The following is a 21,975-nucleotide window of genomic DNA, read 5'->3' as shown; positions in this document are numbered from 1 at the left end:
CATGGTGGTGAATCGGCGCGCGAAATGGGTCGCGGCCCTGCGCACCCCGGTGGGCGCGTTCTCGGCGACCTTGCTGGTCGTGGTGTTCGTGCTCGCGGTGCTGGCCCCGATCCTGTGGCACGACAACGCCTTCGAGATCGACACCGAAGCCATCGCGCAAGGTCCGTCGGCGGCGCATTGGCTGGGCACCGACGATCTCGGCCGCGACATCCTTTTCCGGGTACTGGTGGCGACCCGGCTTTCGGTGCTGCTGGCGGTGCTCGCGACGGTGATCGGGGTGGTGACCGGGCTCGTCCTCGGCACGTTGCCCTCGTTGCTGCCGCGGCCCGCCGCACGGCTGGTCACCTCGGCGGTGAACATCGCGGTGGCGTTCCCCGGGCTGCTGCTGGTGTTGTTCTTCTCGGTGATCTTCGGGGTCGGCACTCACGGCGCGGTGATGGCGGTCGGTTTCGCGCTGGCGCCCGCGTTCGCGCGGCTGGCCCAGACGCTTTCGGCTTCCGTGGCGGGCCAGGACTTCGTGTCCGCCGCCCGGATCTCCGGGGTCGGCCGGATCCGGTTGCTGGTCCGGCACATCCTGCCGAACATCGGTGAACCGCTCGTGGTGAACGCGACCATCGGCGCGGGCGCCTCGCTGCTGGCGTTCTCCGGGTTGTCGTTCCTCGGCATCGGTGTGCAGGCACCGGATTACGACTGGGGACGGCTGCTCGGCGAAGGACTCAACGGGATCTACGTCAACCCGGCGGCCGCCCTCGCACCGGGTGTCGCGGTGGTGCTGGCCGGGCTCGCCTTCAACCTGGTGGGGGAGACCGTGGCCGGGGTGATCGGGGTCCGCACCGGGCTCCGCAAGCTCGCGCCGCGGTCGGTCACCCCCGCCAGGGATGAGGTCGCCGAAGACCGGGACGACGCGGTGCTGGTGGTGGAGAACCTCCAGGTGGCGTTCCCGCGCCCGGCGGGCTGGACGGTCCCGGTACGCGGGGTGAGCTTCACCGTCCACGCGGGCGAGGCGATCGGCGTCGTCGGCGAGTCGGGCTCGGGGAAGAGCCTGACCGGGCTGGCGGTGTCCCGGCTGGTCGAAGCGCCGGCCGTGGTCACCGCGGACCGGCTCGAGTTCGCCGGGAAACCGCTGCTGACCACTCCGGAACGGGAGTTGCGCGGCTTGCTCGGCACGTCGCTGGCGATGGTGTTCCAGGACCCGATGACCTCGTTCAACCCGACCAAGCGGATCGGCCGTCAGCTGGCCGAAGTCGCCGAACAGCACCAGGGCCTCCCGCGTGCCAAGGCGTTCGAACGGGCCGTGGACCGCCTGCGCGCGGTACGGATCCCCGCGGCCGAGAGGCGGGCGAAGCAGTACCCGCACGAGTTCTCCGGCGGGATGCGCCAGCGCGCGATGATCGGCATGGGCCTGATGGGTGACCCGCGGCTGATCATCGCCGACGAACCGACCACGGCGCTGGACGTCACCGTGCAGCGGCAGTTGCTGCGCCTGCTGGCGCGGACCAGGTCGGAGCGGAACACGGCGATCATCCTGATCAGCCACGACATCGCGGTCGTTTCGCAGACCTGCGAACGGATGCTGGTCATGTACGCGGGCCGGGTGGTGGAGGACCTGCCGTCGGCCGGGACACCGCGGCATCCGTACACGCGGGCCCTGCTGGCCGCGACGCTCGACCTCGAGACCGATCGTGAGGCGCCGCTCGCGGTGATCCCCGGCCGTCCGCCGGAACCGGATCGCGTACCCAGCGGCTGTGCTTTCGCCGACAGGTGCCCCGCGGTGACCGATCGCTGCCGTCTCGAAGATCCGGTGCTGGAAAGCGTGGAATCCGGGCACCGCGTCGCGTGCTGGTATCCGCAGGAGACGTCGTTTTCCCAGCCCACAAAGGAAACCGTGACCGCCGGAGGTGCGGAGTGAGCGATCTCGTCTTCGACGCGGTGAGCGTGCGGTATGGCGGGAGGCGCGGTCTCACCGCTGTCGACCGCGTCGGCCTGACCGTCCCTTCCGGACAGGTCGTCGGTCTCGTCGGCGAATCGGGCTCGGGGAAATCGACGCTGGCCCGGGCCGCCGTCGGCCTCTCGCCGGTCAGCGCCGGTCGGGTCCTGCTGGGCGGGGTGGACATCCGGAAACTGCCACGGCGCCCTCCGCTGCAGATGGTGTTCCAGGATCCGTATTCCTCTTTGGACCCCCGGATGAGCATCGGGGAGTCGATCACCGAAGCGATCCCGCGCGGCGTCCTTCCCGGCCGCGCCGCGCGCCGGGACGAGGTCGCCCGGCTGCTGGAGCTGGTCAATCTCGATCCGGACCGCGCCGGGCATCTGCCGGGGCAGCTCTCCGGTGGCCAGCGGCAGCGGGTGGCGCTCGCCCGCGCGCTGGCCGGGCGGCCGGAGGTGCTCATCGCGGACGAGATCACTTCCGCGCTCGACGTCTCGGTGCAGGGCGCGGTGCTCAACCTCGTCCGGTCGGTGCAACGGCGGCTGGGCCTGTCGATGCTGTTCATCTCGCACAACCTCGCGGTGATCCGCTATCTCAGCGACATCGTCGCCGTGATGTATCTCGGCCGCATCGTCGAGATCGGCCCGGCGGAGCAGGTGCTCACGGATCCGCAACATCCCTACACGCGTGACCTGCTCGCGGCGGCGCCGTCCGCGCACACCTCGCTGTTCGACACCGGCGCGGACGAGGCGACCGCCGACGCCGAGCCCGCCGATCCGCACCACCCGCCGGCCGGGTGCCGCTACCACACACGATGTCCGGTCGGCCCGCTCGTGCGAGCGGACCGCCGGCTCTGTCTTCAGGCGGACCCTGCCGACGACGTGGCACACCGACCCCACTCGGCGGCCTGCCACTTCAGCGAAAACGAGAGCCACGAGCTCACGATCCCCAGAGGAGCAAGCGCACCATGACCCGACGTCTCGGTCTCGACGACCTGTACGAAATCGCCGTCCCCAGTCAGCCTTCGCTGTCACCGGACGGCAGCCGGATCGTCTACGTCCTGCGGACCGCGAACCGCGACGAGGACCGGAACGAGCACACGCTCTGGGAGGTCGGCGCGACCACCGGCGACGCCCGGCAGCTCACGCGCGGAACCGCCGACATGACCCCGAGCTGGGCGCCGGACGGCACGCGGATCGCGTTCCTCCGTGCTCAGGACGGGCCGCCGCAGGTGTGGTTCCTGCCGTCGTCGGGCGGGGAAGCCGAGCGCGTCACGGAACTTCCGCTCGGGGCGGGCGCACCGGTGTGGAGCCCGGACGGCGCCAAGATCGCGTTCTCGGCCGCGGTCGACCTGGCGGGTGACGAACCCGCGCCGAACGCTCCGGTGGTGGCCGACCGGATCGACTTCAAGGCCGACGGTGCCGGACTGATCAAGACGATCCGCAAGCACCTGCACGTCCTAGACGTCGCCACTCGTGAGGTCCGGCAAGTCACCTTCGGCGATTGGCACGCCGGTGAGCCCACTTGGTCGCCCGACGGCACCCACCTGGCCTTCACCGCCGGACGGGACTCCGACGCGGATCTGACCTTCCGTTCCGGCGCCTACGTTCTGGACGTGACGACGAAGACGTCCGAGCCGCGGCTGATCGGCTCCGGCGAAGGCATGGCCGGCACGGCTACTTGGACCGCCGATGGCCTCGAACTCCTGGTCGCGGGCCGAGGCGACACCGAAGTCGGCCACCTCGGGCTGCTGAGGGTCCCGCTCGACGGCGGCGGCTCCGTCGACCTGACGGCTTCCTTGGACCGCAACGTGATGTTCGGCGGCGCCGGCTACCCGGGCGCGCTCCCGAAGCTGACCGCGGACGGCGGCTCCGTGCTGTTCGGCCTCCGCGATCGCGGCTGTACTCATCTGTACCGAGTGGACACCGACGGCGGGAACCCGCGCGCGGTGCTGGCGGGCGCCGACCGCGTCGTGTCCGGAATGGACATCGCGGGCGACCGGGCGGTGGTCGTCCTGGCCACCGGTACCTCGTTCGGCGAGATCGCCGTCGTGGACCCGGCCACCGGCGATGTCGACGTGCGCACCGAGCACGGCGCCACGGTCGCGGATATCGACCTTTTCCGCCACGAGGAACGGGAGTTCACCATCGGCGACGGCACCGTCGTCCACGGCTGGTTGCTGCGTGACACGGACCGCTCAGGTGCCGCCCCGCTGCTGCTCGACATCCACGGTGGCCCGCACAACGCCTGGAACGGCGCGGCAGATTCGATCCATCTCTATCACCAGGCGCTCGTCGCCCGAGGCTGGGCGGTGCTGCTGCTCAATCCTCGGGGCAGCGACGGCTACGGCGAGGACTTCTTCACAGGCGCAGTCGGCGGTTGGGGCACCGCGGACGCCGGAGACTTCCTTGAACCGCTGGATCAGCTTGTCGCCGAAGGGATCGCCGACGCGGACCGCCTCGCCGTGGCGGGCTACAGCTACGGCGGGTTCATGACCTGCTACCTGACCAGCCGCGACAACCGCTTCGCCGCCGCTGTCGCCGGTGGCGTGGTCAGCGATCTGACCAGCATGGAGGGCACCTCCGACGCCGGGCACTACCTGGCTGTCAGCGAGCTCGGCGGCCCGTCGTGGGACAAGGCAAACGACCAGTTCTCGCCGTTCGCCCAGGTCGCCCAGGTGCGGACGCCGACGCTGGTGATCCAGGGCGCGGAAGACGAGCGCTGCCCGGTCGGCCAGGCCGAGCAGTGGTTCGGCGCCCTGCGCGCACGCGGCGTCCCGTCCCGGATGGTGCTGTACCCGGGTGCCTCGCATCTGTTCATCCTCGACGGCCCGCCTTCGCACCGCCTCGACTTCAACCGGCGTGTCCTCGACTGGGTCGGGCAGTACGCGGGGCCGTCCGACGGGGTGTCGCGGGTGCCGATCGAGGCGGCGCACTGGCGCCGGCGCCTGGCCGAACTGGCGCGCAAGCACCGCGTTCCCGGTGCGGCGCTGGGCATCACGCGGATCGGTGACGACGCCGAGGTGCACGCCTCCTACGGCGTGCTCAACACGGCGACCGGGGTCGAGGTCACCGAGGATTCGGTGTTCCAGATCGGTTCGGTCTCCAAGGTGTGGACCTCGACCGTGGTGATGCAACTGGTCGACGAAGGGCTTCTCGATCTGGACGCGCCGATCTCCGACGTCGTCCCGGAACTGCGGCTGGCCGATCCGGACGTCGCCAAGCAGGTGACCATGCGGCATCTGCTGACGCACACCAGCGGGATCGACGGGGACGTCTTCACCGACACCGGTCGGGGTGACGACTGCCTCGAGCGCTACGTCGAGATCCTCGACCAGGCCGTGCAGAACCATCCGCTCGGGGAGACGTTCTCCTACTGCAACTCGGGTTTCGTGCTCATGGGCCGGGTCGTCGAGAAGCTCACCGGGCGGACCTGGGACGCCGCGATGCGCGAGAAGCTGTTCGCCCCGCTTGGCCTGACCCACACGGTGACCCTGCCGGAGGAAGCGCTGATGTTCCGCGCGGCCGTCGGTCACGTCGCCGGCGCGGACGGAGAACAGCAGCCCGCGCCCATCTGGGGGCTGCCCCGGAACATGGGTCCGGCCGGCCTGATCACGGCCACGACCAAGGACGTCCTCGGCTTCGCCCGGCTGCACCTGACGGGCGGTCTCACCCCGTCCGGTGAGCGGATCCTGACCACGGCGTCCATCACCGCGATGGCCGAGAAGCAGACCGACATCCCCGACAAGCACTCGCTCGGCGATTCCTGGGGCCTCGGCTGGATCCGCGACGAGTGGAGCGGACGGCGGGTCATCGGCCACGACGGCAACACGATCGGCCAGTCGGCGTTCCTGCGGCTGCTGCCCGATCAGGGGCTCGCCGTCACGCTGCTCACCAACGGCGGCAACACCCGCGACCTGTTCCAGGAGCTGTACCGGGAGATCTTCGCCGAACTCGCCGATGTGGCGATGCCGCGACCACTGGAGCCGCCCGCGACCCCGGTCACCGTCGACGGTTCGAGGCACGTCGGTGTCTACGAACGGGCCGGGGTGCAGATGGAGGTCCTGGCCGAAGGGGACGGTCTCCGGCTCCGGCAGACCGCCACGGGTCCGCTGGCCGATCTCGTGCCGGAGAAGACGATGGAGTTCGACCTGGTCCCGGTGACCGACTCGCTCTACGTCTGCCGCGAGCCGGGTGCACAGACCTGGATACCGGTCACGTTCTACACCCTGTCGACAGGTGAGCCGTACGTGCACCACGGTGTGCGCGCGACGCCGAAGGTGTCCTGAAAGCACTCGGCCCGCCCGGACGATTCCGGGCGGGCCGAGCGTTCAGGCGCAGATGACCTTGTCGATGACCGCGCGGGCGGCGTCATTGCCGGGATCGTGTCCGTGGGTCCAAGATGCGACTACCCGGCGGTTTCCGTCGAGACTGGTGAAGGCGACGGTGCCGTAGCCGGGAATTCCGCCACTGTGGCCGATCACGGTCACGCCGCACGGCGTCGTCCGGGTTTCGAGCCCGAGTGCGTATCCCTCGGTGAACGGCAGGGGCCGGGTCATCTCGGCGAGCAGTGGGCGGGAGAGCAGTCTCCCGCCCACCAGGGCCCGGATGAACTTGTCGAGGTCGGCTGTCGTCGAAATCAAGGCCCCGGCCGAACCCGCCAAGCTGGGGTTCATCTCGGTCACGTCCACAAGGGACCGCTGGACCGCTTGGTAGCCGCGGGCGTGTTTGCCGGGGATGCGGATCCGGTCGCCGGGAACGGAACTGTGGTCCATGCGCAGCGGTGCGAAGATCCGTTCGGTCACCTCGGCGCCCCACGGCCGTCCGGCGATCCGCTCGATCAGCATGCCCAGTACGAGATAGTTCGTGTTGGCATAGGAATAGGCGGTGCCCGGCCGGAAGTCGAGCGGTTTCGCGGTGGCGAGCCCGACGAGATCCTCGGGTTCGAAGTGCTTGAAGCGGTACTTCGCGAAGTCGTCGTTGGTCAGCGGCATGCTGCGGAGGTACTCGTACAGTCCGCTGGTGTGCTGGAGCAGCATCCGGACCGTGATCGTCTTCCCGTCCGGCAGGAGCCCGGGAAGGTGATACTCGATCGGGTCGTCCAGCCGGAGCCGGTGCTCCGCCACCAGTTGCAGGAGGACGGTCGCGACGAACGGCTTGGTGGCACTGCCGATCCGGAACCGTCCCTCGTCGTGGACAGGGCTTTTCGCGACCACATCGGCCAAGCCCGCGGACGCTGTACGGACCCCGCCGTCCCGGACCGAACGGATCTGGACGCCGGTCGCGCCCTGGCCGACGATCTCTTGCGCCGCTTGCTCGATCGCTCGGTCCACGACGAGCGGTGATCTTCCGATCATGATCGTTCAGGCCTTACGCCGCAACACATAACGGATGATCAGAAGCACGATGCAGACGACCGAGACGGCACCCGCGATCATTCGGAAGGTCCAGTCCATCCCCGCGAACTGTCCGATCGAGTTGGCCGCGGCGCTGACGAGGAGGACCAGCCAGAGGGAAGCCGTGACGAGGGCGCCACTGGTGTTTTTGGTGTCGTTCATGGGAAATACGCTAGGGAAGGGCGAGGTGCGGGGCCAGGGGAGTGACCCCCGGTTGCGAGGTGGTGCTGGCGCTACCTGGCGGCTTGGCCGATCAGGCCTTCGGGAACGCGCGGGTGAGTTCGTCGAGAAGCTCGTCGTAGTCCGCGCCGGTCTTCCCGTCGTAGGCATCGGTCATCCGGCCCACTCCACGCCTCCCCGCCGGAGAGGAACTCGCCAGGGCGCAGGTCGTGCGGATGCGGCAGCACCGTTCGCCCGAGTATCTCGGAGTCCAGACGAACCCAGCGAGAGCCGTCGTCGTCCCAGTACTCGGTAATCCAGTGGCCCAGCCTTTGTCCCGGCTGGAAGTACGTGGCGAAACCACAGCGGACACGGGCGGCGATACCTCGGTGGCGCAACAGCGCACAGCTCGGCACCGCGAAATGCCGACAGGTACCCACCACACGCTTGCCCGGCTCGCGCCCCGTTGCCGGCGGCGCCGGATCCAGCGCCAGCAGCCGCCGGACCAATTCCCCGGCAGGCCGGATCTGGTTTTCGTCGAAGCGTCCGGCGGAGAGATTCAGGGCTTGCGTGTCAGTGGGTTGAATGACGAGTTCGTGGACAGGGGAGCAGATCTCCACCGGATCGGTCGCGAAGGATTCCAGAACGAGCGGACTGACGCCATCGAGGTCTGTGAACGGGCCAGGCGTCGCGTAGTCGAGGACCTTCGCCATGGGACGATCATAGTGACGGGCCGCGGAGGCGGGAAAACTCGATCCGGCCGCGGCAGCCTTCCGCGTAGTACTCCAACACGACGAGCGGGCTGGTCTTGCGGTCGTCGACCGTGAGAAGGGTCGCTTGTTCGCGGTAGACGTCGACAATGAGGTCCGACGCCCGTGCGTACCGAACGCGGACGCTGCGCTGATTCACGTCCCAGGAGACGTGGAGCTCCTCGGTCACGGATAGGGGAGCTCGGCCGACCCTGCTCAGCGGACCGTCGGGGCTCGCGGCGTGACCGCGTCACGCAACTCGGCGGCGGCCTGGGCGATGAGCTCGGACAAGGTCGCGTCCGGGTCGGCCAGCCAGCGGGACGTGGCGCGCCGGGAGATCGCGATCGCGACGTCGATGATGAAGCGTGCCTCGCCGGACTCGACGCCGCGGCCCTCGAGCGCCCGCGCCAGTGCGCGTGCGATGTCGGCGAGCTTGATCAGGTCGCGTTCGGCCAGCGCCGGGCTGGCGGCGATCACCCCGACGCGGCGCAGCAGGAACTCGCGCGAGCGAAAGACCTCGTCGGCGGTTCCCAGCGCGGTCAGCAGCGCCTCGAACGGCATGAGGTCCGGGGCGGCCGCCTCGACCTGGGCGACGAGGTGGGCCTCCAGCTCGTTACCGGCGAAAAGGACTTCCCGCTTGTCGGGGAAGTAGCGGTAGAACGAGCGCTCGGTCAGACCGGCGGTACGGGCGATCTGCGCGACCGTGGTGCGCTCGAACCCCTGTGTTTCGAACAGCTCGAGCGCCGCGCGCTCGAGTCGGCCCTGTGCGTCGGATTCCCATCTCGGCATAGCCACCAGGATGACAGCAGAGACTGTCGTCGTCCTGCTAGGGTCGACGACAACAGATGCTGTCATCACTTGGAGATCATCATGAAGGCTCTGCAGTTCGACCGGTTCGGGCACCCGGACGTGATCGTGCTCCGCGACGTCCCGCAGCCGGAGCCGGGACCCGGCCAGATCCGGATCGCCGTGCGAGCGTGCGGCCTGAACCCGGCTGACTGGCACGTCGTCGACGGTCTCCTCGCCGACCGACTGCCACCGCTGCCGCGCGGGCTCGGCCTCGAGATCGCGGGCACCGTCGACGCGCTCGGCGAGGGCGTCACCGGCATCCAGATCGGCGACCGCGTGTTCGGCCCGGCCACCTTCGACGGCCCGACAGCCGGCGCCGCCGAGTACGCGCTGATGCCGGCCTGGGCACGTATTCCCGAGGGCGTCACCGCCGAGCAGGCCGCCGCGCTCCCGATGGCGGCCGAGACGGCATGGCGCGCGCTCGACGACCTCGGCGTCCAGCCGGGTGAGCTGCTACTCGTCCACGGCGCGGGTACCACCGTGGGTGAGGCGGCGGTGCGCTTCGCGCTGCACCGGGGTGTCCGGGTGATCGCCACCGCCGGGCCGACTCGGGCGGCCGCCCTGGAAGAGATCGGCGCCCAGGTGACCGCCTACGGCGAGGGCATGACCGAACGCGTCAGCGCACTTGCCGGAGGCCACGTCGACCGCGCCCTGGACACGGCACCGACCGGCGGCCGGATCGACCGCGCCTACCAGCCCAGCCCGGCAGGCGGCTCACTGCCGACCCTGATCGAGCTGACCGGGGACCCCGACCGCGTTCTCACCGTCTCGGACTTCGCGGCCGCGGCCGAGTTGGGCGTCCGGACCACCACCGAGATCCGCTACGACCAGATGGACGAGTTCGCCCGGCTCGCCGGCGAAGGCATCCTGGCCGTATCGGTCGCCCGCACCTACACCCTCGACCAGATCCACGAGGCGGCCAAGCTCAGCCAGTCCCGCCGGCCCGGCGGCAAGCTCATCCTCGTCTTCTGATCGCCTCGCCGCCTGGCCAGGCAATTTCAGCTCCCGATTCTCCGAATGAGCGGATGTTCGCACGGCACGGGTTTCGTTGTTCGTGACCGGTGAGGTGGCCGGCGCGCGTCGAGCCCACCGGCCACCCTCGAACGACCTCAGCCCTGCGCGACCTCGGCGGTGTGCGCGGGGGTGTAGCGCTCGCCCGTCACCTGGCTGCTCAGCGGGTCAAGCGCGGTCAGCGCTTCGGCGTCCAGGACCAGCTCCAGTGCGGCCGCGTTCTGCTCCAACCGGGCCGGGCTGCGGGTGCCCGGAATAGTCGCCACCGCCACCCCGAGCCGCTCGGCCTGGGCATACACCCAGGCCAGCGCCACCTGGGCCGGGGTGGCACCCAGCCGGTCGGCCACTTCGCGCACGGTCTGCGCGATCTTCTCGTTGGCCTCGCCCGCCTCACCGGCGAAGCGGGGGTTGGTGCGCCGGAAGTCCTTCTCGCCCAGCGCGGAGCGGTCCAGGCTGCCGGTCAGGAACCCCCGCCCCAGCGGCGAGTACGGCACCAGCCCGACACCCAGCTCGGCCATCACCGGGGCGACCGCCTCGACGTCACGGGTCCACAGCGAGTATTCGCTCTGTACCGCGGTTATCGGGTGCACCGCGTGCGCCCGGCGCAACAGCTCGCCGTCGACCTCGGACAAGCCCAGGTGGCGGACCTTGCCCGCCTCGACCAGCTCGGCCATCGCCCCGACGGTCTCCTCGATCTCCACGTCCTGGGGCGGGCGGTGGGCGTAGTACAGGTCGATCACCTCGACACCCAGCCGCAGCAGCGAGGCATCGCATGAGCGCAGCACGAAGTCCCGGGCACCGCGGATCCGGCGGGCCCGGTCGCCGGCGCTGCGGTCGATGCCGAACTTGGTGGCCAGCCGTACCCGCTCCCGGCGGCCGTGGACGGCCCGGCCCACCAGCACCTCGTTATGCCCGGTGCCGTAGGCGTCGGCGGTGTCCAGGAACGTGACTCCCAGCTCCAAGGCCCGGTCGATGGTGGCCAGGCCGCCGTCCCAGTCGGAGGCACCGTAGCTCTCGCTCATCCCCATACACCCCAAGCCCATCGCGCTGACGATGAGACCGGGCGAGCCGAGCGTGGTTCGGGCGATCATGGGCGGACACTCCCTCTGCCCGGCCGACCGGGCGGAACCTCGAAGGCTGACGAACGCCACCGACGCTAGGACCTCGAGCGCGCTCCAAGTCAAACCGGAGGGCCAGCTTCCCCGCCGACTGGTCAGGCGCGGGCGAGTGAACCCTGGGCGAGATCGCGACCGAGTTCCTCCTCGGCGGTCTTCACGATGTCGGCCAGCCCGTCGAAGAGTTCTTCACGTTCCATTGTTTCGATGAAGGAATTCCGGCGATCCATGTGGTTGAAGGCCTCGCCGTACTCGCGCCCGAGCGAGAACAGCCGCGACCGCTGATCGGCCGTCCCTGGGGCACGGAGTTCGGCGAGCACGGCACGTCGTGTGGTCTTGTACTGGCCGACGGCTTTCTTGAAGCGAGCGGTACTGATGTGCTCGCGTCCATCCCAGTCACGCAGCGGGTTGTCCCGATTTTCCGCGACCCAGTCCGGCTTCGGTGGCGCGTGGATGTCCACGTCAGTTCCGTTGGGGATCTCCGTGCGCCAGATCGCTCGCATGGCGGTGGCGTATTCGGCAGGCACGCTGGACAGGAACAGTGTCTCAAGGTGCGGAACATGCGCCGGTGTGAGCCGGTTGAGGCTCTCGGCATTGGTCAGCGTGCCGAGCTTCCCGTGCAGGGTCAGCCGTTTCAGGCCGGGTAGGCAGCGGCTCGGGAACTGGCCGACAGGACACCGGGAATGACCGCGTCCCTGGGCGACGCCCCGCAGATTGCCGGTGCCGGAATTCCAGTGGATAGCGAGCACAGATGTGGCCACTGGCCAGCGCCGCGATGAAAGCGACCATAGCACGGCGATCTCCGGATCTTCGTTGCCTTCCAACAGCATGGCGACCGCCACGTCCGGCCAGTCGCCCGGCGCCAGGCGACCGCGGCGTTCGGCGGCCCTCGCCACCGAGAGCGTCATGCGTACCGAAGCCTCGTCCACCTCGCCGACGATAAGGCTCCAGACCTGCCCGGACACCCGGGTTTCTTCGTTGAACACCCCACACCGGGCGTCGCCACCGCTTAGGATCTGTCCAGCCCGGACGTCTCGATCTCCGGCGGAGAGCAGTGAAAGGCAGTCATGTCACCCCTTGTGTACACGAGCATCGAAGCCATCCCGCGAGTGTTGCTGCTCGTGGTGGGCATGCTTGGCCTGATCCTTTCGATCAAAGGACGCTCCAGGGGAGTCTCCGGCCTGATGGTGGGCGCCTTCGCGGTCATGCTCTTCTCGACGGTGATCAGCATCGTGTGGCAGTTCGTGGTCTTGGACCTGCCGTCCTGGGCCGGCGGCCTCACCGCCGACGAGATCCGGTTGATCTTCATGGGGGTCGGCATCCCACTCGACCTCATCACGGCGCTTTCTTGGCTCCTGGTCGCGATCGGGGTCGTCAAGAGCCGGCGAAACCCTGGACCGGCCGGCTACCCCGTGACCGCGCAGCCCGGGTTCCCGCCTCCCCAGTCTGGGTACGCCCAGCCCGGTTATGCCCAGCCCAACCCGCAGGCTCAGCAGCCGCCGAGCTAGAGCGGCATACCGAACCAGCGGCTGAGCGCCGGTTCGAGGTCGTCCGGGTCTCCCGCCCAGCACACATAGCCGTCCGGGCGGATGAGCATCGGTTCGTTGCCGGCGCCTTGACCCGCGCGGTCCACCCGGCCCTGCCAGAGGCCGGCGACCTTGGCGAAACTGTCGGCAGGTACGCCCGATTGCGGTCGACGGGGGCGGTGCGGGTGCTCGGCGGCGTCGATCCGACAGCGCTGGGCGCGGTGCTGTGGTTCCTGCGGGTGCGCTGCGCGCCCGCCGCTTCGGGCGCGGTCGCCGAGGCGCTGGCCAGGCGTCCGGACACGTCCTGGGTGAGCCTGACCTCCGGCGGCACCGAGATCACCTGCACGGTCCGCACGGAAAGCGAGGCCGACAGCGAGGCGCTGCTGCTGGCCAAGCTTCCGCGCACCCCGCGCGTGGAAGGGGTGACCGCGCACTCCGTGCTGCATGCTTTCTACGGCGGCGCGGACAGCTTCGTCGCCAAGATCGGCTCGCTGGACGAGGAAGCGATCGAGCGGCTGCGCCCGCCGCCGGTGTCGCACCGGCCGGGACCGGTGCGGCTCGACGACGGGGACCGGAAGCTCCTGGCCATGCTCGCCACCGACGGCCGGACCGAGCTCTCGCAGCTGGCCGCGGTGACCGGCTGGTCACCGACGACGGTCCGGCGACGGATGACCGAACTGCGCGAACGCGGCGTTCTGTACCTCGACATCGACGTCGACGGAAGCCTGTTCGACATCACCACCCGGACCGTGCTCTGGCTGGGCATCCCGAGATCGCGTTCGCCGCGGCCACGACCGGGCCGACGAACCTGTGCGCGACAGCGGTGTGCGCGAATCAGCGGGAGCTCTACCGCTACCTGGCCACCCGGGTGGCCGCGCTGCCCGCCATCACGCACATCGAGACGGCGCCGGTGATCCGGACCGTCAAGCGCGCCGCGAACCGGAGTCGCTGAGGTGGTGGGTCCAGGTGGTCGTGAGTGGCGTTTCGGGTTAGAGCCAACGGTGTCCTAGGTACCTACAGTCGTGCGGTCTCGCGAGTTACGTTCCTGATCACGCGAGTCACGTCCTCGCTCACAGCGGGTTCGGACGCGACGCCACTTTTGCCCTACCACTCAAGGGAACTCGAAACGCCACTCACGACCACCCGAAACGGGTCCTGCCTAGTTCTTCCCGCTCAGATAGGCGAGCACAGCCAGAACCCGCCGATGCCCGCTGTCCTCCGGCAACCCGAGTTTCGCGAAGATGTTCCGGATGTGCTTGTGCACCGCGCCATCGCTCACCACGAGCAGTTCGGCGATGGTCGTGTTGTTGTAGCCCTCCGCCATCAGCCCGAGTACCTCGCGTTCCCGCGCGGTCAGCCCTTCGAGCGGATCGGTCGCCCGGCGGTGCGCCATCAGCTGGGTGATCACCTCGGGGTCCATGGCCGTCCCGCCCTTGACGACCCGGTCCAGCGCGTCGAGGAACTTCTCGACCTTCCCGACCCGCTCCTTGAGCAGGTACCCGACAGCGCCCTTGCCGTCGGCCAGGAGTTCCGCCGCGTAGCCGGTTTCGACGTGCGCGGACAGCACGAGCACGGGCAGCCCGGGGTACATCTTCCGTGCCTTGACGGCGGCCCGGAGGCCTTCGTCGGTGTGGGTCGGCGGCAGCCGGACGTCGGTGATCACCGCGTCGGGCCGGTCCTCGGTGACGATTTCGAGGAATTCGTCCACGTTGTCCACCGCCGCGGCGACGTCGATGCCCGACGTGTTCAGCAGCAGCACCAGGCCTTCACGCAACAGCGCGTCGTCCTCGACGATCACGACCCGCATGGCAACTCCACTTTCAGTACGGTCGGCCCACCGGCCGGGCTGGTCAGCTTCAAGGTCCCGTCGAAGGCCTCGGCGCGTTTGCGGATCCCGGACAGGCCGCTGCCGCCGGATTCGTCGGCGCCGCCGTGGCCGTCGTCACGGATCTCGATGAGGAGGGTGTCGGCGGTGCCGTCGAGGGTGATCGAGGCGTGTTCGGCGCCGGAGTGCTTGGTGATGTTGGCCAGCATCTCGGCGACGACGAAGTAGGCGGCGGCCTCGACCGCGGCCGGGCGACGGCTGCTGCTGCGAACGTCCACGGTGCACGGAACGGGGCAGCGGTCCGCCAGCGCGGTGACAGCGCCGTCGAGGCCGCGGTCGGTCAGCAGCGGCGGATAGATACTGCGGACGACGGTCCGCAGTTCGGCCAGCGCGCCGGTCGCGGTGTCCTGCGCCTTGCCCAGCAACTCCCGTGCCTTCTCCGGATTCTTCTCGAAGATCGAGTCGGCGATCCCCAGTTGCAGCACCACCGCGGCGATCCTCGCCTGTGTCCCGTCGTGCAGATCCCGTTCGAGGCGACGGAGTTCGGCGCCGTGCGCCTCCAGCGCGGCGGCACGGGACGCGGCCAGTTCGACGACGCGGTCGGTCAGCACGACACCGGGCGCGGGCGCGAGCAGCTTCCGCGCGGCGGAAGCCTGCCAACGGGCCACCCGCGGGAACAAGAACGTGAGCGCCATCATGCCGACACCGGTGACCGCGCTGGCTGCCGCGAGCGGCCACGACGTCACCATGAAGCCGAGTGAGCTTTCCACCCCGCCGTCCACGGACGGCCAGACGATCGCCGAGACGACCTGCCGGAGTCCGCCGAGGGGCAGCGCGACGGCGAACGCCCCGATGACGAAACCGGTGGCACCGTGGAAGGCGAGCCACCCCAGGTCCCGTCGCGAGGCCGGATCGGTCACCGGGTTCCCGGAGCGGTACGGCTGGGGGATCGGCTCGCCGAGCAGGCGGGCGGCCCGGCGGCGTTCGAAGTTGACCGGATGCCGGATCAGCTTGAGCGCGGGTGGCAGTGCCGGGATCCCGACGCCGAACGGGCACATCAGCAGCACGAACAGCATGCCGACGAGGACGAACCAGGAGACCATCGAAGAGGCCGCGCCGATGGCCAGATACCGGATCGCGGACCAACAGGACCGCAGCCGGGTAGTCACCCGGACAGTGTCCCATCCGGACTCCGGCGGCCTGATGGTGGTGCCAGCGCTACCACGAGTCTTCCCTCACGCGGGATCGATCGGAGCCCTCGGCGACCGTAGGTTTTGCCGAGAGAGATCACCACCGGTTAAGGGGAAATGATGAATGCAGGGGGCACGTGCGCCTTGGCACTGGAATCCGTGAGCAAGGTCTACGGATCCGGTGACGGCGCGGTCACGGCTTTGAACGGGGTGACCGTCGGGGTGCGCAGGGGCACGTTCACCGCGGTGATGGGTCCGTCGGGATCGGGCAAGAGCACCTTCCTGCACTGCGCGGCGGGGCTGGACCGGCCGACTTCGGGACGGGTGCTGCTGGGGGACACGGAACTGAGCAGGCTGAAGGAGAAAGCGCTCACCGAGCTGCGGAGGACCCGGATCGGGTTCATCTTCCAGGCCTACAACCTGTTGCCGTCGCTGAACGTGCTGCAGAACATCACGCTCCCGACGCGGCTGGCCGGGCGGAAGCCCGATCCGCAGTGGCTGCGCGAGATCGTCGAAGGGGTCGGGATCGGGAAGCGGCTCGAACACCGTCCGTCGGAGCTCTCCGGCGGCCAGCAGCAGCGGGTCGCGATCGCCCGCGCGCTGGTCACCCGGCCGGAGGTCGTCCTCGCCGACGAACCGACCGGGGCGCTCGACACGCGCACCGCGCGCCAGGTGCTCGACCTGCTCCGCTCCATTGTGGACGACATGGGTCAGACCGTGCTGATGGTCACACACGACCCGGTCGCGGCGTCGGCCGCGCACGGCGTGCTGTTCCTGGCCGACGGCAAGCTCGCGGGGCACCTCCCGCAGCCGACCCCGGAACGCGTCGCCGAGCGCATGACCCACCTCGGGGAGTGGTGACGGTCATGTGGGACTTGGCATGGCAGACGATGAAGACCCGGCTGAGCGGTTTCGTCGGCGCGTTCGTCGCGATCCTCTGCGGGACGGCGCTGGTCGCCGGCTGCGGCATCCTGATGGAATCCGGCCTGCGGGCGGGTGTCCCGACCCAGCGGTACGCCGACGCCGCGGTCGTCGTCGGCGGTCAGCAGACGGTCGACCCGCCCGGGGCGGGTCCGCTCGAAGCCCAGCAGGTCGCCGAGCAGGCCTCGGTGCCGGTGACGCTCACCGGGGCGATCACCGCGGTTCCCGGCGTCCGGGGCGTCGTGGCGGAGCAGAGTTTCCCGGCCAACGTGGTGACGGCCGACGGCCGGGCGCTGAACGGGCCGGAAGGCGGCCAGTCGTGGGGCCACAACTGGGACGCCGCCGCGCTGGCGCCGTTCTCGCTGCGTGACGGCCGGGCACCCGCCGGCGCCGACGAGGTCGTCCTCGACGCGGAACTGGCGGCTCGGAGCAAGGCCGTCGTCGGCGGGCAGGTGAAGATCGCCGTCCGCTCGACCCCGGTGGACTTCCGGGTCTCCGGGATCGCCGCCCCGAAGTCGGGTGACGGCCTCACCCGGCAGTCCGCGGTGTTCTTCTCGCCGGAGAAGGCCGCCGAACTCGCCGGCACACCCGGCCAGGCGCACGCGATCGGCGTGCTGGCGGACCCGGGTGTCGAACCGGGCGACCTCGCCGAGAAGATCCGCGACGCGGTGGGCACCGACAAGGTGACCGTGACGACCGGGGTCGAGCGCAGCACGGTCGAGTTCCTCGACGTCAGCCAGACCCGCATGTTGCTGATGGCGCTCGCCGGCTCGTTCGGCGGGTTCGCGCTCCTCATCGCGGTGTTCGTCGTGGCCAGCACGCTGGCACTGGTCATCAACCAGCGTCGCCGGGAGTTCGCGCTGCTGCGGGCGATCGCGGCGACCCCCCAGCAGATCCGCAAGCTCATCGGCGCCGAGACCATGCTGGTCGCGGTGGTCGCCGGGGTGCTGGGCAGCGGTCTCGGCGTGGCGGTGGGCTTCGGGCTGAGGAACGCCTTCGGTGCCGTCGGGGTGATCCCGCCGGACTTCGAACTGGCGCTCAGCCCGATCCCGCTCGTCGCCGCGCTGGTGCTCGGCCTGGGCACGGCCCGGCTGGCCGCGTGGTCGGCTTCCCGGCGCCCGTCGTCGATCCGCCCGGTGGAGGCGCTCGGCGAGGCCGCCGTGGAGCGCAAGGAACTCGGCCGGGTGCGAGTCATCGTCGGCTGCGCGCTGGTGGCGGCCGGTCTCGGCGGCTCACTGGTCCCGATCTTCTTGCGTGGCGAGCCGGGGCTCGCGGCCTCGTCGGGGTCCTCGCTGATCATCGTGATCGGGCTGGCCGTGCTGAGCCCGAAGGTGGTCGCGTTCATGACACGGCTGATCGCCCCGGTGCTCAACCGGATCTCGCGGATCAGCGGCTACCTGGCCGCCGCCAACAGCCAGGCCAACTCGCGCCGCCTGGCGGCCGCGGTGACGCCGGTGATGCTGGCGGTCTCGTTCGCGCTGACGATGTTCTACAGCCAGACCTCCGCGGCCGCCGCCAGGCAGGAGGAGACCGTCGAGTCGACCACCGCGGACCACGTGCTCGCGAGCGGTACAGGCGGTCTCTCCCCGGAGGTGGCCGCGGCGGCACAGCGGATCCCCGGCGTCGCCGCCGCGACCCCGGTCGTGCGCACCGAGGTGATGAACACGGTGCAGGAGCAGGAAAGCCTGCGCGTCGAGCGATACGGGGCGCAGGGGCTCGACGGCTCACAGGTCCGCGGGAACGTCGAACTGGGCGTCGTGTCGGGCAAGATCACCGATCTGACCGGGAACACCGTGGCGATGAGCGAATCGGAAGCCGACTGGTACGAGAAGAAGATCGGCGACGAGGTCGAGTTCTACTTCGGTGACGGCGCCCCGGCGAAGCTGCGGCTGATCGCCACGTACACCCGCGACCAGGCTTTCGGTCGTTACGTGCTGCCGGTCGAGTTGGCGAGGGCGCACACCGGTGACCGGATGGACGACTCCGTACTGGTGCGGCAGCAGCCGGACGCGGATTCCGCGGCCGTGACCGCCGCCCTGCGTGACCTCGCCACCCGCTATCCGGGGCTGGTCGTGACGCCGGGATCGGCGATAGCCGCGCCCGCCGGTGGTCAGCAGCAGGCCCAGTTCTACGTGAACCTGGTCGCGGTCGGCGTGATCCTCGGCTACGTCGTGATCTCGGTGGCCAACACGCTGGTGATGAGCACTGCGCAGCGCTCGCGGGAGTTCGCGCTGCTGCGCCTGATCGGCACCACCAAACGCCAGGTGGTGCGGATGATGCGCTTCGAAGCGCTGGCGACGGTGGGGGTCGCGGCGCTGCTCGGGACCGTGGTGGCGGGGGTTCCCCTGATGCTGCTGAACCTCGGCCTGCGCGGGACACCGCTGCCGTCCGGCACGGTCGCCGTCTTCGGCGGGGTCATCGCCGGGGCGATCCTGCTCGGCCTGGTCTCGCTCGGCCTCGCCACCAGGGTGGCTCTGCGGTCGAAGCCGATCGAGGCGATCGGCCTCCGCGAATAGACGGGCTCCCCGTCGTGCGGTCAGCCCTCCGCGGCGGGCCGGACGGCGGGGATCTTCCCGCCGCGGAAGGCGTCCACGAACAACCGGTGGTCCTCCCGCGACTGCGCGGCGTAGGCCATCCCGAACTCGGTCAGCGCGCGGACGAACTCGTCCTCGCGGTCGCCGATGATCCCGGCGATGGCCTCTTCGCTCTGGAAATCGACCAGCGTCTGTTCGGAGTCCGAATCGGACACACAGTGCATCTTCGCGGTGGCCCGGCCGAGGTAGTCGAGTACCGGTCCCATCTCCGACGGCTCGGTCAGCTCCGACCAGTCCAGGTCGTCGACGTAGGGCGACAACTCGGAGACGACGAAACCGGTCCCGTCGATCTCGGTGTACCCGAGCCAGGGATCCGCGTGCGCCTGCAACGCGCGCTGGGAGACGGCGGTGCGGTGACCCTCGTTGCTGAAGTAGTCGCGGATGCTCTTCTCGGACACGATCCTGCTCGGCGCCGCGACGTTGCCTTGTTTCATCGACAGGACGACGTCGTTCTCGAGGGCTTGGGTCCGGCCCTCGACGAGGATGTTGTACGCGGGAAGCCCGGCCGAGCCGATGCCGAAGCCGGTCCGTCCGACGATGTCCTTGACCCGGTAGGTGATACTGCCGAACCGCTTGTTCTCCGGGATCGTGTCCAAATAGGACTCGAAGGCGGCGATCGCGGTTTCGCGTTCTGCCACTTCCAGCACCCGAACGCCCGGGCCGTGCCGGAACCTGCGGTCGTAATCCTCCACAGTGGTCACTTCGTCGAGCAGGGCGATCCTCGTCTTGAGCCGGGCCCGGAGCAGGACACTGTGCAGAACGCCTTCGGTGCTGTCCAGCTGGAGCCGGACGAGTTCGTCGCCGGGGCGCTCGGCGTACTCGCGGACCTGCTTCACGTAGGCGCGCAGGAAGGTGCCGATCAGCGTCTCGATGTCGTCGTCCGAGATCGCCTTGCTCCACGCGAGAAGCGCGACACTGGCCGCCAGCCGTTTGAGATCCCAGGTGAAGCAGCCGAGGTACGCCTCGTCGAAGTCGTTGACGTCGAACACCAGCGTCCCGGACGAATCCATGTAGCTGCCGAAGTTCTCGGCGTGGAGGTCGCCCTGGATCCACACCCGGCTGGTCTCGTCGTTCGCCCACGGGTCGTCCTCGTGCGCCATGTCCGCGTAGAACAGGCACGCCGAACCGCGATAGAACGCGAACGGGGCGGCGGCCATCTTGCGGAACTTGCGGCGGAACGCGTCGGCGTCGGCGCGCATGAGGTCGTCGAAGGCCTCCACCAGCACCTCGACGATCCGCGCCTGCCGATCGTCCTCGCCTCGCTCGCGGATCCGCTCGACCACACCTGCCATCACGACCTCCAGACGGGTCTCACGGTGCCACAGGTCGGTTCGCCGGGCAGATCAGATCTTGCGGAATCGGGCGTCCAGCACCGCGAAAGTCCCGAACGCGGCGATACCGGCCGCGAGCGCGAGCAGCATCGGACCGCCGTAGGGCTGGGCGACGAGTGTCTTGAGCGCGGCGTCGAGTCCGCTCGCCTTGGCGGGGTCGAAGGTGACCGCGGCGATGACCGTCAGCACCCCGACGGTGCCGTACGCGATGGCGACCGCGATCCAGCCGATCTGGCCGAGCCGGATCGTCGTGGTCCGGGTGGGTCCAGAGGCACCGCCGAAGTCGAGTTCCCGCACGAAGGTCTTCCGGACGCCGCGCGAGGCGAGGAACACCGCCACCGCGACGACGGCGATCCCGGCGACGGTCACCAGGACCTGGCCGTAGGACAGCGCGAGGATTTCCGCGACCAAGGACGTCTGTCCGTCGTCCGCGCCCGCTATGGCGATCTTCACCGCGCTGTAGGAGACGAGGCCGTACAGCACGACCTCGATCCCGCTGACGATCCTGCGCACCGTCCGCCGACGCGCCTTCACGTGCCGGTGCCCGGTAAGCGCTTCGCTGAGCTGCCACAACGCCAGTACGGCGAGGCCTGCCGCGATCAGCCACAGCAGCCACGCACCGCCTTCGGCGACCACCACCTGCAGGGCACCCGCCTTGTCGGCCTTGGCCGTGTCGCCCAGCGCGACCCGCGTCGCGAGCCACGCGACGAGCAGATGCACGACGGCGTAACAGATGAGCCCACCTCGGGCCACCAGGTCGAAGGCCTTGCTGTCGCGCATCGGGCGATCCTTGTCGAGCGGACGCCCGTCCACCAGGGCCGGCCGGAGCAATGTGTCCGATATGTCGGGCAGGTCACTCTTGATCTCCACCGAGGTGGAGGGTGAATCCTGGGCTCACCCACTGCTACAAGGAGTGAACATGAGCGAGGACAAGGGTTTCTACTCGATCATCGAGTACGCGGTCGACGGACCCGAGACCCAGGCGGCGTTGGTGGACGCCTTCGCCGCGATCCAGGACCGCTGGGTCCGGTTCTACCCGGGTTACGTCTCGGCGCGCTTCCACGCGAGCATCGACGGGACGAGGGTCTTGAACCTCGTCAGCTGGGCGAGCGAGGCGGACTACCGGCGTTTCGAAGAGACGTCGGACACCGCGGGCCGTCTCGCGGCCATCCAAGCCGCGCTCGACGGCCTGCCCGGCGAAGTCGAGTCACGAGTGAGTTCCAACCCGCGCTACCGCGTCGTGCGGGAGACCGCCCCCGGACCGCGAGCAGGTGACTGAGCACGGGGGAGACGCGTCGAAGGATCACGGCGGGGAGGGGCCGAAAGTCCCGGTCCGAAAAGGACCACGGCCACTCCCGGTCCCGGCTCCCGCACGACAGGCTG

Annotated in this window: 20 protein-coding genes and 1 pseudogene; 9 read left to right on the top strand and 12 right to left on the bottom strand. The window is 69.6% G+C overall.

What is annotated here, in order from left to right; all coding sequences use genetic code 11:
• Window position 1 precedes the first annotated feature (1 nt).
• Genes ACFOSH_RS21955 through ACFOSH_RS21945 form a run of 3 tightly spaced genes read left to right on the top strand, consistent with a single transcriptional unit; the run spans window position 2 to window position 6,215 of the window.
• Entirely contained in the window at window positions 2-1,909 is a 1,908-nt protein-coding gene (locus ACFOSH_RS21955) for a dipeptide/oligopeptide/nickel ABC transporter permease/ATP-binding protein (protein ID WP_378240901.1), read from the top strand.
• Window positions 1,906-2,898, top strand: a complete 993-nt coding sequence (locus tag ACFOSH_RS21950; RefSeq protein WP_378240900.1) for an ABC transporter ATP-binding protein — start codon at window positions 1,906-1,908, stop codon at window positions 2,896-2,898. The genes ACFOSH_RS21955 and ACFOSH_RS21950 overlap by 4 nt, the downstream gene beginning before the upstream one ends.
• Window positions 2,895-6,215, top strand: a complete 3,321-nt coding sequence (locus tag ACFOSH_RS21945; RefSeq protein WP_378240899.1) for a serine hydrolase — start codon at window positions 2,895-2,897, stop codon at window positions 6,213-6,215. The genes ACFOSH_RS21950 and ACFOSH_RS21945 overlap by 4 nt, the downstream gene beginning before the upstream one ends.
• Window positions 6,216-6,257: 42 nt before the next feature.
• On the opposite strand, the gene ACFOSH_RS21940 is transcribed toward ACFOSH_RS21945, so the two are convergent.
• The 5 genes from ACFOSH_RS21940 to ACFOSH_RS21920 all read right to left on the bottom strand — a co-directional run bounded on the left by ACFOSH_RS21940 (window position 6,258) and on the right by ACFOSH_RS21920 (window position 9,019).
• Complete coding sequence (locus tag ACFOSH_RS21940; protein ID WP_378240898.1) at window positions 6,258-7,283, bottom strand: serine hydrolase domain-containing protein; 1,026 nt, start codon at window positions 7,281-7,283, stop codon at window positions 6,258-6,260.
• 6 nt (window positions 7,284-7,289) lie between these two features.
• On the bottom strand, window positions 7,290-7,484 hold the full coding sequence (locus ACFOSH_RS21935; RefSeq protein ID WP_378240897.1) for a hypothetical protein: 195 nt from the start codon (window positions 7,482-7,484) through the stop codon (window positions 7,290-7,292).
• 71 nt (window positions 7,485-7,555) lie between these two features.
• The gene (locus tag ACFOSH_RS21930; protein ID WP_378240896.1) at window positions 7,556-8,194 is read right to left on the bottom strand and encodes a transglutaminase-like domain-containing protein; all 639 of its coding nucleotides are present in this window, start codon (window positions 8,192-8,194) and stop codon (window positions 7,556-7,558) included.
• A 7-nt stretch (window positions 8,195-8,201) separates the two neighbouring features.
• Window positions 8,202-8,420 (bottom strand): hypothetical protein, encoded by a 219-nt coding sequence (locus ACFOSH_RS21925; protein ID WP_378240895.1) that lies wholly within the window; start codon window positions 8,418-8,420, stop codon window positions 8,202-8,204.
• Window positions 8,421-8,446: 26 nt separating this feature from the next.
• On the bottom strand, window positions 8,447-9,019 hold the full coding sequence (locus ACFOSH_RS21920) for a TetR/AcrR family transcriptional regulator (RefSeq protein WP_378240894.1): 573 nt from the start codon (window positions 9,017-9,019) through the stop codon (window positions 8,447-8,449).
• Between the two features lie 81 nt (window positions 9,020-9,100).
• Between ACFOSH_RS21920 and ACFOSH_RS21915 the strand changes: the two genes are divergently transcribed.
• Entirely contained in the window at window positions 9,101-10,051 is a 951-nt protein-coding gene (locus tag ACFOSH_RS21915) for an NADP-dependent oxidoreductase (RefSeq protein ID WP_378240893.1), read from the top strand.
• A 137-nt stretch (window positions 10,052-10,188) separates the two neighbouring features.
• On the opposite strand, the gene ACFOSH_RS21910 is transcribed toward ACFOSH_RS21915, so the two are convergent.
• The gene (locus ACFOSH_RS21910; protein WP_378240892.1) at window positions 10,189-11,181 is read right to left on the bottom strand and encodes an aldo/keto reductase; all 993 of its coding nucleotides are present in this window, start codon (window positions 11,179-11,181) and stop codon (window positions 10,189-10,191) included.
• Between the two features lie 122 nt (window positions 11,182-11,303).
• Window positions 11,304-12,191 carry a hypothetical protein gene (locus ACFOSH_RS21905; RefSeq protein ID WP_378240891.1) on the bottom strand — a complete coding sequence of 296 codons (888 nt, stop codon included), beginning with the start codon at window positions 12,189-12,191 and terminating at the stop codon, window positions 11,304-11,306.
• An 81-nt stretch (window positions 12,192-12,272) separates the two neighbouring features.
• On the opposite strand from ACFOSH_RS21905, the gene ACFOSH_RS21900 reads away from it, so the two are divergent.
• Window positions 12,273-12,713: a hypothetical protein gene (locus ACFOSH_RS21900; RefSeq protein ID WP_378240890.1), complete on the top strand. Its 441-nt coding sequence runs from the start codon at window positions 12,273-12,275 to the stop codon at window positions 12,711-12,713.
• On the opposite strand, the gene ACFOSH_RS21895 is transcribed toward ACFOSH_RS21900, so the two are convergent.
• Window positions 12,710-12,934 (bottom strand): aromatic-ring hydroxylase C-terminal domain-containing protein, encoded by a 225-nt coding sequence (locus ACFOSH_RS21895; RefSeq protein ID WP_378240931.1) that lies wholly within the window; start codon window positions 12,932-12,934, stop codon window positions 12,710-12,712. The genes ACFOSH_RS21900 and ACFOSH_RS21895 overlap by 4 nt on opposite strands.
• On the opposite strand from ACFOSH_RS21895, the pseudogene ACFOSH_RS21890 reads away from it, so the two are divergent.
• Window positions 12,845-13,683, top strand: a pseudogene (locus tag ACFOSH_RS21890) (Lrp/AsnC family transcriptional regulator). The gene ACFOSH_RS21895 and the pseudogene ACFOSH_RS21890 overlap by 90 nt on opposite strands.
• A 207-nt stretch (window positions 13,684-13,890) precedes the next feature.
• Here ACFOSH_RS21890 and ACFOSH_RS21885 read toward each other — a convergent pair.
• Window positions 13,891-14,538, bottom strand: a complete 648-nt coding sequence (locus ACFOSH_RS21885; protein WP_378240889.1) for a response regulator — start codon at window positions 14,536-14,538, stop codon at window positions 13,891-13,893.
• Entirely contained in the window at window positions 14,526-15,725 is a 1,200-nt protein-coding gene (locus tag ACFOSH_RS21880; RefSeq protein WP_378240888.1) for a sensor histidine kinase, read from the bottom strand. The genes ACFOSH_RS21885 and ACFOSH_RS21880 overlap by 13 nt, the downstream gene beginning before the upstream one ends.
• 141 nt (window positions 15,726-15,866) lie before the next feature.
• Here ACFOSH_RS21880 and ACFOSH_RS21875 point away from each other — a divergent pair, with 141 nt between their 5' ends.
• Both ACFOSH_RS21875 and ACFOSH_RS21870 read left to right on the top strand, forming a co-directional pair.
• Window positions 15,867-16,607: an ABC transporter ATP-binding protein gene (locus tag ACFOSH_RS21875; protein ID WP_378240930.1), complete on the top strand. Its 741-nt coding sequence runs from the start codon at window positions 15,867-15,869 to the stop codon at window positions 16,605-16,607.
• A 5-nt stretch (window positions 16,608-16,612) separates the two neighbouring features.
• Window positions 16,613-19,183, top strand: a complete 2,571-nt coding sequence (locus ACFOSH_RS21870; protein WP_378240887.1) for an FtsX-like permease family protein — start codon at window positions 16,613-16,615, stop codon at window positions 19,181-19,183.
• A gap of 20 nt (window positions 19,184-19,203) precedes the next feature.
• On the opposite strand, the gene ACFOSH_RS21865 is transcribed toward ACFOSH_RS21870, so the two are convergent.
• Window positions 19,204-20,553 carry a DUF2252 domain-containing protein gene (locus ACFOSH_RS21865; RefSeq protein WP_378240886.1) on the bottom strand — a complete coding sequence of 450 codons (1,350 nt, stop codon included), beginning with the start codon at window positions 20,551-20,553 and terminating at the stop codon, window positions 19,204-19,206.
• Window positions 20,554-20,604: 51 nt separating this feature from the next.
• Window positions 20,605-21,462: a DUF1206 domain-containing protein gene (locus tag ACFOSH_RS21860; protein WP_378240885.1), complete on the bottom strand. Its 858-nt coding sequence runs from the start codon at window positions 21,460-21,462 to the stop codon at window positions 20,605-20,607.
• 49 nt (window positions 21,463-21,511) lie between these two features.
• On the opposite strand from ACFOSH_RS21860, the gene ACFOSH_RS21855 reads away from it, so the two are divergent.
• Window positions 21,512-21,871, top strand: coding sequence for an antibiotic biosynthesis monooxygenase (locus tag ACFOSH_RS21855; protein WP_378240884.1), 360 nt, complete (start codon window positions 21,512-21,514; stop codon window positions 21,869-21,871).
• Window positions 21,872-21,975 lie beyond the last annotated feature (104 nt).

Source organism: Amycolatopsis speibonae (assembly GCF_042647925.1).
Taxonomy (GTDB): Bacteria; Actinomycetota; Actinomycetes; order Mycobacteriales; family Pseudonocardiaceae; genus Amycolatopsis; species Amycolatopsis speibonae.
Note: the sequence above shows the minus strand (reverse complement) of the source record. Positions and strands in the feature narration are given on the sequence as shown.

Coding starts and splice junctions, on each gene's coding strand:
- ACFOSH_RS21875 (WP_378240930.1), top strand. CDS start 15,867: ATGAATGCAGGGGGCACGTGCGCCTTGGCACTGGAATCCGTGAGCAAG.
- ACFOSH_RS21915 (WP_378240893.1), top strand. CDS start 9,101: ATGAAGGCTCTGCAGTTCGACCGGTTCGGGCACCCGGACGTGATCGTG.
- ACFOSH_RS21935 (WP_378240897.1), bottom strand. CDS start 7,484: ATGAACGACACCAAAAACACCAGTGGCGCCCTCGTCACGGCTTCCCTC.
- ACFOSH_RS21900 (WP_378240890.1), top strand. CDS start 12,273: ATGTCACCCCTTGTGTACACGAGCATCGAAGCCATCCCGCGAGTGTTG.
- ACFOSH_RS21865 (WP_378240886.1), bottom strand. CDS start 20,553: ATGGCAGGTGTGGTCGAGCGGATCCGCGAGCGAGGCGAGGACGATCGG.
- ACFOSH_RS21920 (WP_378240894.1), bottom strand. CDS start 9,019: ATGCCGAGATGGGAATCCGACGCACAGGGCCGACTCGAGCGCGCGGCG.
- ACFOSH_RS21930 (WP_378240896.1), bottom strand. CDS start 8,194: ATGGCGAAGGTCCTCGACTACGCGACGCCTGGCCCGTTCACAGACCTC.
- ACFOSH_RS21945 (WP_378240899.1), top strand. CDS start 2,895: ATGACCCGACGTCTCGGTCTCGACGACCTGTACGAAATCGCCGTCCCC.
- ACFOSH_RS21885 (WP_378240889.1), bottom strand. CDS start 14,538: ATGCGGGTCGTGATCGTCGAGGACGACGCGCTGTTGCGTGAAGGCCTG.
- ACFOSH_RS21940 (WP_378240898.1), bottom strand. CDS start 7,283: ATGATCGGAAGATCACCGCTCGTCGTGGACCGAGCGATCGAGCAAGCG.
- ACFOSH_RS21870 (WP_378240887.1), top strand. CDS start 16,613: ATGTGGGACTTGGCATGGCAGACGATGAAGACCCGGCTGAGCGGTTTC.
- ACFOSH_RS21855 (WP_378240884.1), top strand. CDS start 21,512: ATGAGCGAGGACAAGGGTTTCTACTCGATCATCGAGTACGCGGTCGAC.
- ACFOSH_RS21910 (WP_378240892.1), bottom strand. CDS start 11,181: ATGATCGCCCGAACCACGCTCGGCTCGCCCGGTCTCATCGTCAGCGCG.
- ACFOSH_RS21955 (WP_378240901.1), top strand. CDS start 2: ATGGTGGTGAATCGGCGCGCGAAATGGGTCGCGGCCCTGCGCACCCCG.